This is a genomic window from Pseudoalteromonas sp. SR45-4, assembly GCF_014163535.1.
GTDB lineage: Bacteria > Pseudomonadota > Gammaproteobacteria > Enterobacterales > Alteromonadaceae > Pseudoalteromonas > Pseudoalteromonas nigrifaciens.
Window position 1 is genome coordinate 46,992 of record NZ_JACJDO010000004.1, and the last position, 15,481, is coordinate 62,472.

Sequence of the window (15,481 nt, forward strand, 5' to 3'; positions counted from 1 at the left end):
TTTATAACCTATATTAGGTAATATTTAAAAAGCGACTAAGGTCGCTTTTTTTACACCTTAAATATATAATTCCATGCATAAGAAAAACTAATTCAAAGCGTGGTTATCATGTCAAGACGGGTCCCTCCATTAAACGCGCTTAAAGCCTTTGAAGCAGCAGCACGTCATTTAAGTTTTACCAAAGCTGCAGAAGAGCTATATGTAACGCAAGCCGCTGTAAGTCATCAAATAAAAACATTAGAAGAACATTTAGGCTTAAAGCTATTTATACGCAGAAACCGCTCGTTATTATTAACCGAAGAAGGGCAGGGTTACTTTCTCGATATAAAAGAAATATTTACCCAACTAATAGACGCCACTGAAAAATTACTAGCACGGGGTGCAAAAGGCTCTTTAACGGTAAGCTTAACGCCAAGCTTTGCGATTCAGTGGTTAGTACCCAGATTAAGTTTATTTAATGAGTTACACCCAGAAATAGACGTGCGAATAAAAGCGCAAGATCTAGACGAAAACTCTTTAACCGACGATGTCGACGTTGCTATTTATTATGGCCGTGGGCATTGGAGTGGGGTGCAAACTTTTAAGTTACATACCGAGTATTTAGTGCCGCTATGTAGCCCGCTATTATTAAATGGCATTAAGCCACTTAATCAACCCAGTGATTTAGCGCACCATACCTTATTGCACGACACCACACGTAAAAATTGGAAAACATGGATGAAAACCGCCGGTGTGCGTAATGTGCAAGTTAACCAAGGGCCTATTTTTAGTCACTCATCTATGGTGTTACAAGCCGCAGTGCATGGCCAAGGTGTGGCTATAGGCAATAGTGTACTCGCTAAGCCCGATATTGACGCCGGACGATTAGTGATCCCGTTTAATCATAGTTTAGAGAGTAAAAACGCTTATTATTTAGTGCTGCGCGAGTCGCAAACAGAAATGGGTAAAATAGTGTCATTTAAAGAATGGATGCTGAGCTTAGTAGAGCAAGAACAAGAGTATTAATATGATTAAATGGTTTAAAAGTACGCAGCAGCCAGCTATAGCACAGTTTATTTTTGCCCATGGTGCAGGAGCAGGTAGCGACCATGAGTTTATGCAAAATATAGCACAACTCATTAGTGAGCAAGGGATTGATGTTGGCTTATTTGATTTTGAATATATGCAAATAGCGAAACAAACCAATAAACGCCGCCCACCCGATCGCGCACCTAAATTGCTTAGCTACTATGAGCAAATACTTAGCCATGCACAGCCAGGGTTGCCGTTATTTATTGGTGGTAAATCTATGGGGGGGCGAATGGCGTCAATGCTTGCCTGTACTAGCGAGCATGCTATTTTAGGTGTATTAGCGTTTGGTTATCCGTTTCATCCGCCAGGTAAGCCAGAAAAACTACGCACCGATCACTTTGCTGATATAGGCTGCCCATTTTTAGTATTACAAGGTGAGCGCGATACGTTTGGTACTCGTGAGGAGCTAGCTACTATGTTAATGCCCAAGCAACCAGAATATTGCTGGCTACCCGATGGCGACCACTCACTAAAACCGCGTAAAAAAAGTGGCGTTAGTGAGGCGCAAAATCGAGCAACTGCAGTGCAAAGTGCTGTGCGCTTTATAAATAAGTATTCGAGAGAGCAATAAATGATTAAATTATTTTTAATGACCGGGAGCTTTTTTTGTATGCTGTCGGTAATGTTAGGGGCATTTGCCGCCCACGGTTTAAAAAGCCGACTGTCGGAGTACTCATTAGGTGTGTTTAAAACCGCGGCCGAGTACCAAATGGTGCATGGATTGGCGCTAATAGCTGTGGCGGTGTTAATTAAGTGGGGTATAAACCTCAATTGGGCTGGCGGTTTTTTTATTGCGGGCACACTGCTTTTTAGTGGCAGTTTATACTTACTTGCCATAACAGGCATGAAGTGGCTAGGCCCAATAACCCCATTGGGTGGTTTATGCTTTATTATTGGTTGGATTGTTATTTTAGTGCAAGTTGCACGATTTAAGTTTTAAAGGGTTAATATGTCTAGTGTTGTAATTTACTGTCGTAGTGGGTTTGAAAACGATGCCGCTGCTGAAATAACGTTCCACGCTGCCGAGCAAGGTTTTGCCGGTTATGTTAAAGCAAAGCCAAATACCGGTTATGTTATTTATGAGTGTTTTGACGCGCAGCATGGCGACGAAATAATTAAAAAAGTCGATTTTAAAAACATGGTGTTTGCTCGTCAATGGTTTGCCGGTACGCTGATCGAAAACATGCCAGTAGAAGATCGTGTAGGGGCCGTTGTAGAGGCTGCTAAAGATTTTACCTTGTGCTCTGAGCTTCGTGTAGAAACCCCCGATACCAATGAGGGCAAAGAGCTTTTAACCTTTTGTAAAAAAATATCAACACCCCTTAAAAAAGCCCTCGAAAAACGTAATATTGTACTGCGCGAGCCAAAAGCAAACCGCCCAGTAATGCATGTACTGTTTTTAACTAACAACACCGCTTATGTGGGTTACTCGTATAGCTTTAATAACTCGCCATTTTTTATGGGTATTTTGCGTTTACGTATGCCAAGCGATGCACCAAGCCGCTCTACTTTAAAATTAGATGAAGCATTTAATGTGTTTATTCCAGAACAACAACGTGAGTCGCGCGTTGCAGCCGGCATGCGCAGTGTTGACTTAGGGGCGTGCCCAGGTGGCTGGACTTATCAGTTAGTACGCCGTGGTATGTTTGTAAGCGCGATAGATAATGGCCCAATGAACGACGATTTAATGCAAACAGGGCAGGTAAAACATTTTAGAGCCGATGGTTTTAAATATCGCCCAGAAAAACGCAACATTACTTGGTTAGTATGCGACATGGTAGAAAAGCCAACTAAAGTAACCAGCCTAATGATTGACTGGGCAGTAAATGCATATGCTAAAGAGCTTATTTTTAACTTAAAGCTGCCAATGAAAAAACGCTTTGATAGTGTTTACGAGTGTTTAAGCATGATCAGAGCTGAACTAGAAAAATACGGTATAAGCTATGAGTTACAAGCTAAGCATTTATATCATGATCGCGAGGAAGTGACCGTGCATTTAAATGTGACCAAAGTGCCACAAAGCTTGTATAGCTAATGATGAATTAGTAAATAACCAGAGTTAAGGTTAAATAAAAAATGGGTCAAGTGACCCATTTTTTATTTCATATTATTGAGTTCGGTATTGGCTGCGAAAGTTATCAACCCATAACTTGGTGCCACCACAAACAGCAACAGGCATTACAATTAAATTTACCAACGGAATGGCTGTTAGCAACATTACTGCAAAACCAAACCCGTACGATAAACCTTGCTTGCTTTGTAAATCGGTTTTCATTTGCTTAAAGCTGATTTTATGATTATCGAACGCGTAATCTTGGTATTGCACGGCAAACATCCAACACGAAAAAAGCACCCACAGTATTTGCCCTATAACCGGCAACACCCATAACAATATAAAAAAGCCAATGGCGCGGGGAAGGTAATAGCAAAGTTTTGTCCACTCTCGGCCAAGCATGCGTGGCACATCTTTTAATAATTCAGCCAAGCCATCATCATTAATTTTTTGACCTGTTAAATGCAACTCAACTTTTTCACTGAGTAAACCATTAAAAGGTGCGGCAATAAAGTTTGTGATTACAGTAAATAACATACTGTAGCTAAACAGCACTATTAACAGGGCAATGGGCCACATTAACCACTCAAGCCAGCTTAACCACTCGGGTAGCATATTATTTATGTAGCTAAAACTGTCGCTTAACCAGCCAAATAAAAAAAACAACGAGCTACCAAAAAGTAAAATATTAATTAACAACGGAATAAACACAAAACGCTTTAATCCCTTTTGAGTAATTAATTTAAAACCCGAAAAAAAATACTCCATACCTTGTATGATCTGCACAACTACCTCAAAAAATATTTTTCATTTACACTAGTATAAATAGCTGAGTAATTTTAAACAGTATTTTTAGGTAACAAAGTGTTTAAGTAAAATAATAACAACAGCCAGCTTACTACTTTATTCATCCTGCTTAATAAATAATATTTAGTTTATAAGCTGTGTATATTAGCGCTATGGCGTAACTAAATGCTAACTTAGCTTGATTTTTGGGCAGTGCAAAGCGTACTATAGCTGATCTAGCCACTCTAGGCTTAGGCATCGCTTTGATGCGTTGTGGAGAAATTAGTAAAGTTGCCGCGTCAGTGCGTTGCAAAAATAAAGGGTATAAATAGTGATGTACAAAAATCAGGAAGTAATTTTACGATTACGCGCTAATATTCCAGCGTTTGAATGCGTAAAAGGATGCCACGACTGTTGCGGGCCAGTAACAACGTCTTCAGAGGAAATGTCGCGCTTACCGGTAAAAACAGATGCCGAGCATGAAGCGGCGTTAAACGAGTTCAATTGTGTACATCTTGGTCCCAATGGCTGCACTGTATATGACGAGCGTCCATTAATTTGTCGCTTATTTGGTACTACGCCAAGAATGCCTTGCCCGAATGATCGTCGACCAGATGAGCCTGTTGACCCTAAAATTGAGCGTGAAGTACATCACTTTATAGCAAACACGCGTCAAGTATTAGTGTAAGTATCGGTATTTATTAAAGTAATAGAGCGCTTATTAAGCGCTTTTTTTATGTATGTTATACGCGTTGCTAATAATTTAAAAACCATCAATAAGTTTATTCAAAACACTCTCTTAGTTATTTTACAAAAATACTATCAATACATATTAAATTTATTACGAGATTAATTATGCATTTGACTATTAATATACTTAGCCTTATGCAGCTTGTTTTACAGCTACACTTTTGCATCTCTTTATTTATATTGCCATTTCTGTTTGCCCAGTTCCTTCAAAATTGTTGTTTTATATTTGTTTATTATTAAAAATAGCTGTAAGCAAGGCTTTGCTATTGTGTAAATTCACTATTAATAATTAGAGTACCGTTGGATTAGGTTGCTGAAAAGGGTAAAATATTCACAAATTGGCAGTTAAGATATTTGTTATGGCATTTTCTAAACTCGAAATAAAGCAAGATCAATAGGTAATTTAACCTTTTGATTAGCGTCGCTTCATTGTGTAATTTCGTATTTAGGGTGGGTGTTGTGGTATGTCGCTATGTCGGTAACTAAAAATCCATCAGGAGACGATAAATGAGTACCACTGGAGTAACAAAACAACATGAGGATGAGCATTCATCTACAATAAAGTATTTGGCAGGGGTTGATATACCGGTATTTTTAATCAGTGGTGGCATTCTTGTGCTATTTGCTGTGCTAGCACTTTATGATATTGATTTGATGTCGGGTTGGATCAATACCGCCTTTGCTTTTTCTACTAAAACGTTTGGTGCCTTTTGGCAAATATTATTGCTTTCGACCTTTATAATTGGGTTGTTTTTAGCCTTTGGACGTACCGGGAAAGTGGTATTAGGTGGCTTAAAAAAGCCAGAAATTACTACCTTTAAGTGGATCAGCATTATTATGTGTACACTCCTTGCTGGTGGCGGGGTGTTTTGGGCTGCTGCTGAGCCAATGGCACATTTTATTTCGCCGCCGCCAATTTTTGGTGGTGAATCAGGCACTAAAGAGGCTGCATTTAATGCTTTAGCGCAAAGCTTTATGCATTGGGGTTTTTTAGCCTGGGCTATTTTAGGCAGCCTGACTGGCATAGTGTATATGCATTTACATTACGAAAAAGGTTTACCGCTTAAGCCGCGTACTTTGTTGTATCCGGTATTTGGCGATCGCGTAATGAAAGGCGCATTTGGTGCTATTGTCGATTCGTGTTGTGTTATAGCTGTAGTGGCAGGCACGGTAGGCCCTATTGGCTTTTTAGGCTTGCAAGTAAGTTTTGGTTTAGAAAAACTATTTGGTATTCCAGATACTTACACCACTCAAGTGGCCATTTTATTTAGTTTAATTGCAATTTATACTCTATCTGCCGTAAGTGGTGTTACTAAAGGAATTCAATTACTCAGTCGCTTTAATGTAATTTTAGCCGTGGCGTTAATGCTGTTTATTTTGCTGATGGGGCCTACTGCCTTTATTTTTGATAGCTATATTCATTCGTTTGGGCTTTATATTAATAACTTTATTCCTATGGCCACCTTTCGTGCCGATTCCGCTTGGTTAGATTGGTGGACAGTATTCTTTTGGGGCTGGTTTTTAGGTTACGGACCTTTAATGGCTATGTTTGTTGCACGAATTTCGCGCGGCCGTACTATTCGTGAAATGATCACGCTTATCTCAATAATTGCTCCTGTTATTACTTGTTTTTGGTTTACGATAGTGGGTGGTTCAGGAATATTTTTTGAGTTAGCAAACCCGGGTGTTATTTCAGAACCCTTTGCGGGCTTAAATTTACCCGCTGCGCTGTTGGCCATTACTGAGCAGCTGCCTATAGGCTTTGTTATATCGGTGTTGTTTTTAATTTTAACCACAATATTTGTAGCAACCACGGGTGACTCTATGACCTACTCGGTATCTATGGTAATGACAGGTAACGATCATCCGCAAACACCCATTAGAGTGTTTTGGGGCATTATGATGGGAGTTATGGCAGCAATATTAATTTCGATAGGTTCAGGTGGTATTTCTGCATTGCAGTCGTTTATTGTAGTAACCGCCGTACCAGTATCTTTTGTGTTGTTACCATCACTTTGGACGGCTCCACAAATTGCGAAAAAAATGGCTACTGAGCAAGGTTTATATAAATAATACAGCTTATGTTAGAGCATAAAAAAGGGCGCCAATGTTATTGGCGCCCTTTTTTGTTATTACTTAGATTTTCTCTTTCTTGGTTTTGCAACTTCAACAGTATTTGATTCTTTCAGTTTACGTTTTTCTTTTAACGATAAAGCGGGTTTTTTCTTATCATTTTTAGACATATTCACCACCTAAACAATAAATAATAGATTAATTTAAAATGCTTTTTTCACAAACTAAAACCCTAACAACAATCAAGGTAAGTTACCTCCAGACTTTGTCGAAAATAAACGTTAGTTACTTATAAATTATTCGCATTAAAAGTGGAGCGGGGTTAGTTTCTTTCTACCGATAAGCCGGCTGATCCACGTTCGGCTTCATCGTAAATAACCACCGCAGCTCACTTTATTTGCCTAATTAAAGGCATAGCTAATAACATTAAAAGTTAGCGTTACTTAAAGTAACTTAAGCCTTTCTCTTTTTCCTTGGCTTTGCTACTTCTGTTGTATTCGATTCTTGTTTTAACTTACGTTTTTCTTTTAACGATAACTGTGGTTTTTTCATATCATTTTTAGACATATCATCACCTATTAATAAATAACAAATTAATTACTTCTGCTTTTAGTAAACTAAAAATTAAAGAAACAATATCAATCGGCTATTCACCTCCTTTAATAAGATTAAATAATTACTGATCTTCGTTTATATTGCTTAAAACTAAACGAAGAAACTTTATGCTTTTACTGTATTTAATAACCAAATTTGCCACACGCTAAACAATAGCGCATAAATAATATTGATAATAAAAACACAGTAATATTTAAATCTCACTTTAATCTAGGCGATAGAGAGCTTGCCGAGAATGGCCTAAATTAAAAGTTAAATTAAAAATTAATAGTAAATTCTGTGAAACAGATGGACGCAGAGAAGCGTCCGCTTAAGCGGGGAATTTTAGGGCGAAGCTCCCCAAACAAATAATATAATTAAATAAAAAAATATATGTTTTCATAGCTCCAATATAGCAGCTTAAATAATAACTTCAAGCTCTCTTAGATGCTTTAATTAAAGATTAAATTTATGGGTTAAATAACCATTATTTTTAAACTGAAAGCAGTACTCATTTAAGTATTAATTTAGTTAAGGTATTGTTTTAAATTGGTTTATATTCTACGCGTTTGGCTTGTAAGGGGGCGGTAATATTAACCAACACTTTTAAAGAGTATGACAGCCTTGAATGTAATACGTAATTATAGCGGAAAAATATTTTTAGATTATTTAAAAATGATTACGTAGCAATACTTTAAGTTATTTGTTAAAACTATTAAATTATTATCCTAGGTATAAATGTGAGTATAAGGAGTATTTTATGTCGAAAAAAGTAGTAACTTTTGAATACGAAAAAGAAACAAAAAACAGTGTTCGTTACAAAGAAGTCCCAGATGAAGGCGTTGCCCCTATTGTTGGATCTTTGTATGTTCAGAAGTGGTTTGCTGGGAATAGCAAAACGCTTGAAATAACGATAGATAAAAAAGACTAATTAGCGGCATTATTTTTGCGCCATGTGTTTGTTTAGGTAAAAGCGACTAATAAATACTACGTTTTATTTAAGGGCGCATAATATATTTTTAAACTAATAAAGTTGCTTATAGCGTATTATAGTAGCTCATTTATTATTAATATTAGGCTTAAGTAAAAGTACGCTAGCCTCACAAATTTGATTAACAAGGAAGTTGTATAGATGAAGTATTTTGTTTTAATTTCTATTTTAATTCTTAGTGGGTGTACATCAACACCTAAAGTTATATCTAACTCGGATATAACCAGCACTATGAATTTAATTGCCCTCACCGAAGAAGTCGCTCCTGCAGGAATAAAAGGCGTATTTAAGTTATCAATAAAGGCGGCGGGCATTCAAAACAGTGGTATCTATTTAAATACAGAATTGGATTATAGAGATAGAAGAAATGTGAGTGTCGCTATTCACCCTAGAACAGTAAATGCTTTTATAAAAAAGTATGGAACTTCGCCCGATTTATATTTTATTAATAAAACAGTTGAAGTTACGGGCGAGGCTAAACGTATGATAATTGATTTTTACGCTATGGGTAAAAAAACAGGAAAGTACTATTTTCAAACGCATATAAATATAACATCACTCAATCAGATAAAAGTATTGGACTAGGTGAGTTATTAAATAAGCTATAATTTGTCGGGTGGCGCTGCGTTTATCCGACTTTAGCTTGTACCCTGTTTTTATTTTAATATCGCTAATATTGGCTTTTCAAGCCGCAATTTAGCAACTAATTTTACGCTATATATCTGCAATCCTTAATAACAAAAGTTGTAATAAAAGCCGTATATTAAGCGCAATTTAGATTCTTCCTTTATGTTACCTGCCTCTGAGGCGCTATGATCTTTAGCGTTACTTTGTTTCTAATTTTTAACATTAAAATTTACTCGTTACGAGTAAAAATTCTTGTTGGACTTAAACCGCTATTTTTCTTTTAATGCGCGCAATTAGCCAGTTCGGCATTTCTAAATAAAAGAGAAAGATAAATGAAAGAAACAACATCACTAGAACAAGCTCGTACGAGCTACAATGTTCGTCATTGGAGCCAAGGTTTTTTTGGTATTAATGAACAAGGTGATGTATATGTTGCCCCTAAAGCCGATGCGCCAGAGCAAACTATTGCACTGACGGACATTGCTAAGCAACTAGAAGATAAAGGCTTAAGTTTGCCTGCATTAGTACGTTTTCCGCAAATATTACATCATCGTGTGCACAGCTTATGTGCTGCATTTAATACCGCGATTGCAGATTACGGCTACCCTAAAGATTATTTATTAGTTTACCCAATTAAAGTAAACCAACAGCGTGAAGTGGTTGAAGAAATTGTTGCCAGCCAAGCACAACTAGAAAAAAAACAACTAGGTTTAGAAGCAGGTAGCAAACCAGAGTTATTAACCGTACTTGCATTGGCTGAAAAAACCAGTGCGGTGATTGTATGTAACGGTTACAAAGACAAAGAATATGTACGCTTAGCGCTAATAGGCGAAAAGCTAGGCCATAAAGTATACATAGTGCTTGAAAAGCTCTCTGAACTCGACATGGTTCTTAGCCAAGCTAAAGAATTAAATGTAAAGCCACGCATTGGTATTCGCGTGCGCTTGGCATCGCAAGGTAAAGGTAAATGGCAAGCAAGTGGCGGCGAAAAATCAAAATTTGGTTTATCGGCATCACAAGTTTTGCATGTGGTTAATCGTTTGAAAGAATCGGATCAACTTGATTTAGTCCAGTTGGTGCATTTTCACTTAGGTTCGCAAATGGCGAATATTCGTGATGTACGTTTAGGTGTAAGCGAAGCAGCACGTTTTTACTGCGAGTTACGTAAACTAGGTGCAAAAATTGAGTGTCTTGATGTGGGCGGTGGTTTAGCTGTTGACTACGATGGTACTCGTAGCCAGTCACATAACTCAATGAACTATAGCTTAGCTGAATACGCTAACAATATTGTGTACACCATAGGCGACATTTGTAAGCAGTATGAACAGCCGTTTCCAACTATTATTTCGGAGTCGGGGCGGGCATTAACCGCGCACCATGCTGTGCTTATTTCAAATGTGATTGGTACTGAAAGTTATACACCTGAAGAAATTGAAGCACCGGCTGATGATGCCCCGCAGTTACTTAAAAATATGTGGATGTCGTGGCAGCAATTGCATGTATTAACTGATGACCGTGCATTAATTGAGATTTATCACGATAGCCAAGGGGATTTAGCCGAAGCACATAATCAGTTTGCAATGGGGTTACTAAACTTAACCCAGCGTGCGTGGGCTGAGCAAACAAATTTACGCGTGTGTTATGAGCTTAATAAGCACATGGACAACAAAAACCGTTTTCATCGGCCAATAATTGACGAGCTTAATGCACGTTTAGCCGATAAGTTTTTTGTAAATTTCTCGTTGTTTCAATCACTGCCAGATGCGTGGGGAATTGATCAGGTGTTTCCGGTGTTGCCATTAAGTGGCTTAACCGAAGCGCCAAAAAAACGTGCAGTATTACTGGATATTACTTGTGATTCTGACGGTGCACTTAATCATTATGTTGATGGTCAAGGCATTGAAAGTACACTACCAGTACCTGAGTTTAGTGCAGATAAACCATATTTAATGGGGTTTTTCTTGGTGGGTGCTTATCAAGAAATATTAGGTGATATGCATAATTTATTTGGCGATACGCACAGCGCTATGGTGAATATGGATGAGCACGGCGTAGCCAGCATTACCGAAATAAACCAAGGCGATACAGTAGCCGATATGATGCGTTACGTGCATTTAGACGTTGAGAGTTTTCAGCAGTCGTATCAGCAGTTGGTAAGTAGCAAAATTGCAGAACACGAACAGCAAAGCGTTTTAGACGAATTGCAAAATGGCCTTGATGGCTACACTTATTTAGAAGAGCTATAAGTATGTCGACTTTGTTTGATCATCCAGATCACTCATTGTATTCCAATGGGATGACCTTTTTACGTTGTCCTATGGTGCAAAATATTACCGCGATTGACGCTGATGTAGTAGTGCTTGGTTTACCATTTGATATGGCGACCTCGGGCCGCCCAGGTGCACGTTTAGGCCCAGACGCGATTCGTCGTGCATCGGTGCATTTAGCGTGGGAAGGCACTAAGTATCCATGGACGTTTCCATTATTTGAGCATTTAAAAGTGGCCGATGCTGGAGACTTTACTTATCCGGTAGGCGACGCTGAGTATTTTACGGCGCAGCTTGAACAAGCCGCGAGTAAAATATTAAGCCAAGGTAAAACCTTGTTAGGGCTAGGTGGCGATCATTTTGTGACTTTACCATTGCTACGTGCGCATGAAAAACAACATGGCAAAATGGCTTTGGTGCACTTTGATGCCCACACAGATACTTACAGTAATGGCTCACGCTACGACCACGGTACCATGTTTTATCATGCACCAATGGAAGGGTTAATTGATTTAGAGCACAGTATTCAAATTGGTATTCGCACCGACTTTGATCAAAGCAAGCATGGGTTTGCAGTGATTGATGCCATGCAAGCCAACGATTTATCGGCAAACGATATTGCTGCGCAAATAATTGCGCGAGTAGGCGATTTACCGGTTTATTTAACCTTTGATATTGATTGCCTTGATCCTGCGTTTGCACCTGGTACAGGCACTCCCGTGTGTGGTGGTTTAACATCAGACAAAGTGCTTAAAATATTACGTGCTTTAAAAGGCATTAATATGGTAGGTATGGATGTAGTAGAAGTATCGCCAGCGTATGATCAAAGTGAAGTAACCGCCATTGCTGCAGCAACCATTGCGCATGAGCTTTTGCACTTATGGGCATATAAAAATAAGTATTAAACTAAAGAAAATACTAATGAATAGGGCACCCTTAAAGCGTGCCCTATTTTTTTGCGTCCCATAAAAGTAGTATAATTTTTTAGTCGTGTTTATTTAATACCGTTATGCAGTAATTTGGTGTTATTTAACCTGAATTTAGGTTATTTACATATCATTCTATTATAAGCTCGTCAGGCTCAGTCTATACTGAGCTTAATTATCCACTTATAAAAACTAAAATAGGATACCTTTTTATGCTTCAGGCTGTTGTTTTAGGAGGGCTAGAATTTAGTCCTTTGGTTGTTTATTTTCCCATAGCATTTTTATTAACAGCGCTGAGTCGTTTTATTTTGCACCGTTTAGATTGGCACGATCGCATTTGGCGGGTTGCCTGGTTTGAGGTGTCTTTATTTGTATGTTACTTAGCATTAACCGTATATTTATTAAGTGGAAGAATAATTTAATGGCCAAATATTTACGTATTTTAGTTACAGTACTGGTTATTTTTATGGCCGTATTTGCAGGGCGTTGGGTATGGAATGATTACATGCATACACCATGGACCCGCGATGGCCGCATTAGAGCCAATATAGTTACGGTAGCGCCAGATGTGTCTGGTTGGGTAACTCATTTAAACATGATTGACGGGCAAAGTGTAAAGCAAGGGGATCTGCTTTTTAGTGTTGATGCTAAGCGTTATCAGGCAGCGCTAGAGCGCAGTAAAGCCAGTACCGAAAATGCATTATATACCTGGGAGCTTGCTAAGCATAAATACGAGCGTCGAATAGCATTAAACAGCCAACAAGCAATTAGTGAAGAAAGTTTAGAAGCAACGCGAATTAATACAAAAATAGCAAAAGCAAACTATGAACTCGCTAAAACAGAACAAGCAGTAGCGCAGTTAAACCTTGATAGAACCCAAGTTGTTGCACCTGTGTCGGGTTACATAATTAACTTAGATTTACGCCAAGGCAATTATGTTGCTCAAGGCGTGTCGGTATTTGCCATTGTACAAGCAGACTCTTTTTATGTAACCGGCTACTTTGAAGAAACCAAAATCCCTCTTATTCATTTAAAGCAACACGCAAATGTAGCTTTGTTAAGTGGTGGTAAACCTTTAACTGGTCAGGTAATGAGTATAGGTAAAGCAATTGCTAATACTAATACGCAAAGTAATGGCCAGCGTTTACCACAAGTTCAGCAAACCTTTAACTGGGTACGCTTATCGCAGCGCATTCCGGTGGATATTAAATTAGACGCGTTTCCTGCAGATACTCAGCTTAGTGCCGGAATGACCGCAACTATTCGACTTGTTGAGCGCTAATGGAGGCTGTGCTGCGTAACCTGTTTTTACCTAAAAAGCAGGCTGTTATTTTTGCACTAAAAGGCGTAATTGCTATGGCAATGGCGCTTACAGTTGCTTTGTTTCTTAATTTAGATCGCCCTTACTGGGCTTTAGTTTCAGCGGTGTTTTTACAAATACGCCCAGAGAGTGGCTTAGTGGCCGAAAAAGCTCTGTGCCAAATAGTAGGCACTGTTATAGGCGGCTTGTTTGGCATATTACTATTAACGCAGCTCATATCTTACCCTTACTTAGCACTGGGCATACTGGGGTTGTGGCTGGGTATTAACTCAACGTTATCGGCTTTGGTTAGGCAAACAAATTTTATTTATGGGTTTGCTATGGCGGCGGTTACCGCCGAAATTATAGTGTTACTGGTAATAGCAAGCCCTACCACCGTAAGTAGCCAAGCTGTATTTAGTATTGCCCAATCGCGTATGAGCGAAATTATAATTGGCTCAATTTGCGCCGGCATTGTGAGCCATTTATTTTGGCCAGTAAAAGTGAAAAATGGGCTGCAAATTCAGGCAAAGTCATTAATAAACCAAACCCTTAATTACCTAGTTACTGAGCTAAACATACAAGGCTCGCACGAAGAACGACACCAGCAAATAGATGGCATTTTGGCAACCTTAGGCGCAGTTAACGAAGATTCTAGCGCGGTGCGTTACGAAGGCCCTAAAGGTCCTGGGCGCGCTCGTGCAGCAAATCAACTGTCGCAAAAAGTATTATCTTTACTGGCGTTAATTCAAATATTTGGCCGTTTACAACGTAGCCATACAAAATTGATGAGCCCGCTACTGACTCAATTATTTACTCAGCTCAAACAGGTTTTAGCAAATATAGCGCAAGCAAACAGTGTTGATGATTGCATAGAACAAGTAAAAAACTTGCGCCGAGAGTTAACCGAATATCGTGCGAATAACAGCAGTGAGCTGCCCTTTGAATCGCATATGCTCAATGTTAGTGTTGATATAACCACAGAGTTAACAGTGTTGCTGCGTGCTTATCGCGCCCTTGAAGAGCGCGATACAAGGCTGCTAAATGCACCTAGCACAGTAACTTACCGTGATCCGTTAGCGGCAATAATTGTTGGGTTTCGCACCGTTATGGTGTTTTTTATTGGCGCGTGTATTTGGGTAAGCACAGGATCGCCGGCAGCAATAATGATTATGATTTTACCGGTGATATTTTCAATTATGTTAGCGCGTTTTCCACTCATTGTTTTGCGTGTGGTGTTAAAGCGGATAATGATTGGAGTTGTGGTTGCTAGTTTTGTCAGTATTTTTTATGCACTTAACTTATTAGCCTACAGTGGTGGGCAATTAGAAATACTCATATTGGTATTAGCTGGCCCTTACTTTATTGGTTTATTACTACTTGCCGATAGAGAAACCCTGCCTTACGGATTAGGCTTTTGTATACCGTTTTCTATTTTGGTGAGCCCAAGTACCGATATGAGCCGAGCATTTTCAATTGATTATACGCTGAGTGCGGCAATGGCTATTTTTACTGGGGTAGCTATTTTATTTTGGGTTTTTCATTTAATTACAGGGCCAAGCGCCCAGTTATTAGTGCATAGAATTTTTAAAGCAACCCATCAAGACCTGCTCGATATTAATAAACACAGTGCGCCTATTGTTTGGTATAACCAGCGGATGGCCGACCGATTATTACGACTCACTCATTACGACCAAGGTTCGCAGTCTCGCGCTATTACTGACTTGGCATTAACCGCATTAAATTTAGGCCACGCAGCAGTGCGATTACGCTCTGTGTGCGAAAACGTAGCAGGTAAAGATCTAAAATATTTTGCACTGTGGCAGCATGCTCTTGCCGATGCATTTTTGCTGGCAAGTAAAGGTCAAGTTGATCAGCGGTTTAAACATGCATGCGACGCGTTATATCAAGAGTTAGTGTGTATATTAGGAGAGTCGCAGCAGGTTGAGGCAATACAAGGAATGTTTATGCGGATTAACTTAACCTTTGAGCGCAGCGCCAATAGTATTAAGACCCCAAACTCACTACTTTAGCTATTTTTCG

The 15,481-nt window shown here is 38.9% G+C and carries 14 protein-coding genes; 13 read left to right on the top strand and 1 reads right to left on the bottom strand.

From position 1 onward, the window contains the following. The first annotated feature begins 108 nt into the window (after positions 1-108). The 4 genes from H5058_RS03095 to rlmM are packed head-to-tail and all read left to right on the top strand — an operon-like array spanning position 109 to position 3,106. A complete protein-coding gene (locus tag H5058_RS03095; protein WP_011327750.1) occupies positions 109-1,005 on the top strand; it encodes a transcriptional regulator GcvA in 897 nt (298 codons plus the stop codon). A gap of 1 nt (position 1,006) precedes the next feature. After that, positions 1,007-1,642 (top strand): alpha/beta family hydrolase, encoded by a 636-nt coding sequence (locus tag H5058_RS03100; protein WP_182676845.1) that lies wholly within the window; start codon positions 1,007-1,009, stop codon positions 1,640-1,642. Beyond that, the gene (locus tag H5058_RS03105) at positions 1,643-2,011 is read left to right on the top strand and encodes a DUF423 domain-containing protein (RefSeq protein WP_041454382.1); all 369 of its coding nucleotides are present in this window, start codon (positions 1,643-1,645) and stop codon (positions 2,009-2,011) included. It abuts the gene before it with no gap. A gap of 9 nt (positions 2,012-2,020) precedes the next feature. Beyond that, positions 2,021-3,106, top strand: coding sequence for a 23S rRNA (cytidine(2498)-2'-O)-methyltransferase RlmM (gene rlmM, locus H5058_RS03110; protein WP_011327753.1), 1,086 nt, complete (start codon positions 2,021-2,023; stop codon positions 3,104-3,106). A gap of 72 nt (positions 3,107-3,178) precedes the next feature. On the opposite strand, the gene cysZ is transcribed toward rlmM, so the two are convergent. Continuing rightward, positions 3,179-3,892 (bottom strand): sulfate transporter CysZ, encoded by a 714-nt coding sequence (gene cysZ, locus H5058_RS03115; RefSeq protein WP_182676878.1) that lies wholly within the window; start codon positions 3,890-3,892, stop codon positions 3,179-3,181. 352 nt (positions 3,893-4,244) lie between these two features. Between cysZ and H5058_RS03120 the strand changes: the two genes are divergently transcribed. The 9 genes from H5058_RS03120 (at position 4,245) to H5058_RS03160 (ending at position 15,471) form a co-directional block, all read left to right on the top strand. Further along, the gene (locus H5058_RS03120) at positions 4,245-4,598 is read left to right on the top strand and encodes a YkgJ family cysteine cluster protein (protein WP_011327756.1); all 354 of its coding nucleotides are present in this window, start codon (positions 4,245-4,247) and stop codon (positions 4,596-4,598) included. A 569-nt stretch (positions 4,599-5,167) separates the two neighbouring features. Then, on the top strand, positions 5,168-6,733 hold the full coding sequence (locus tag H5058_RS03125) for a BCCT family transporter (protein ID WP_182676847.1): 1,566 nt from the start codon (positions 5,168-5,170) through the stop codon (positions 6,731-6,733). 1,354 nt (positions 6,734-8,087) lie between these two features. Then, positions 8,088-8,258 carry a hypothetical protein gene (locus tag H5058_RS03130; protein ID WP_167376930.1) on the top strand — a complete coding sequence of 57 codons (171 nt, stop codon included), beginning with the start codon at positions 8,088-8,090 and terminating at the stop codon, positions 8,256-8,258. Positions 8,259-8,459: 201 nt separating this feature from the next. Next, positions 8,460-8,903, top strand: a complete 444-nt coding sequence (locus H5058_RS03135; RefSeq protein ID WP_011327760.1) for a hypothetical protein — start codon at positions 8,460-8,462, stop codon at positions 8,901-8,903. Positions 8,904-9,277: 374 nt separating this feature from the next. Continuing rightward, positions 9,278-11,191 (top strand): biosynthetic arginine decarboxylase, encoded by a 1,914-nt coding sequence (gene speA, locus H5058_RS03140; RefSeq protein WP_011327761.1) that lies wholly within the window; start codon positions 9,278-9,280, stop codon positions 11,189-11,191. Between the two features lie 2 nt (positions 11,192-11,193). Continuing rightward, positions 11,194-12,117: an agmatinase gene (gene speB, locus H5058_RS03145; protein WP_011327762.1), complete on the top strand. Its 924-nt coding sequence runs from the start codon at positions 11,194-11,196 to the stop codon at positions 12,115-12,117. 233 nt (positions 12,118-12,350) lie between these two features. Next, entirely contained in the window at positions 12,351-12,560 is a 210-nt protein-coding gene (locus H5058_RS03150) for a DUF1656 domain-containing protein (RefSeq protein WP_011327763.1), read from the top strand. Further along, positions 12,560-13,420, top strand: a complete 861-nt coding sequence (locus H5058_RS03155; RefSeq protein WP_086997979.1) for an HlyD family secretion protein — start codon at positions 12,560-12,562, stop codon at positions 13,418-13,420. Before H5058_RS03150 ends, H5058_RS03155 begins: the two co-directional genes overlap by 1 nt. Then, positions 13,420-15,471, top strand: coding sequence for an FUSC family protein (locus tag H5058_RS03160; RefSeq protein WP_089367979.1), 2,052 nt, complete (start codon positions 13,420-13,422; stop codon positions 15,469-15,471). The genes H5058_RS03155 and H5058_RS03160 overlap by 1 nt, the downstream gene beginning before the upstream one ends. Positions 15,472-15,481: the final 10 nt, after the last annotated feature.

Bases quoted from the DNA above. Each gene is read 5' to 3' on its own strand.
- H5058_RS03095 (WP_011327750.1), top strand. From the start codon at position 109: ATGTCAAGACGGGTCCCTCCATTAAACGCGCTTAAAGCCTTTGAAGCA.
- H5058_RS03100 (WP_182676845.1), top strand. From the start codon at position 1,007: ATGATTAAATGGTTTAAAAGTACGCAGCAGCCAGCTATAGCACAGTTT.
- H5058_RS03105 (WP_041454382.1), top strand. From the start codon at position 1,643: ATGATTAAATTATTTTTAATGACCGGGAGCTTTTTTTGTATGCTGTCG.
- rlmM (WP_011327753.1), top strand. From the start codon at position 2,021: ATGTCTAGTGTTGTAATTTACTGTCGTAGTGGGTTTGAAAACGATGCC.
- cysZ (WP_182676878.1), bottom strand. From the start codon at position 3,892: ATGGAGTATTTTTTTTCGGGTTTTAAATTAATTACTCAAAAGGGATTA.
- H5058_RS03120 (WP_011327756.1), top strand. From the start codon at position 4,245: ATGTACAAAAATCAGGAAGTAATTTTACGATTACGCGCTAATATTCCA.
- H5058_RS03125 (WP_182676847.1), top strand. From the start codon at position 5,168: ATGAGTACCACTGGAGTAACAAAACAACATGAGGATGAGCATTCATCT.
- H5058_RS03130 (WP_167376930.1), top strand. From the start codon at position 8,088: ATGTCGAAAAAAGTAGTAACTTTTGAATACGAAAAAGAAACAAAAAAC.
- H5058_RS03135 (WP_011327760.1), top strand. From the start codon at position 8,460: ATGAAGTATTTTGTTTTAATTTCTATTTTAATTCTTAGTGGGTGTACA.
- speA (WP_011327761.1), top strand. From the start codon at position 9,278: ATGAAAGAAACAACATCACTAGAACAAGCTCGTACGAGCTACAATGTT.
- speB (WP_011327762.1), top strand. From the start codon at position 11,194: ATGTCGACTTTGTTTGATCATCCAGATCACTCATTGTATTCCAATGGG.
- H5058_RS03150 (WP_011327763.1), top strand. From the start codon at position 12,351: ATGCTTCAGGCTGTTGTTTTAGGAGGGCTAGAATTTAGTCCTTTGGTT.
- H5058_RS03155 (WP_086997979.1), top strand. From the start codon at position 12,560: ATGGCCAAATATTTACGTATTTTAGTTACAGTACTGGTTATTTTTATG.
- H5058_RS03160 (WP_089367979.1), top strand. From the start codon at position 13,420: ATGGAGGCTGTGCTGCGTAACCTGTTTTTACCTAAAAAGCAGGCTGTT.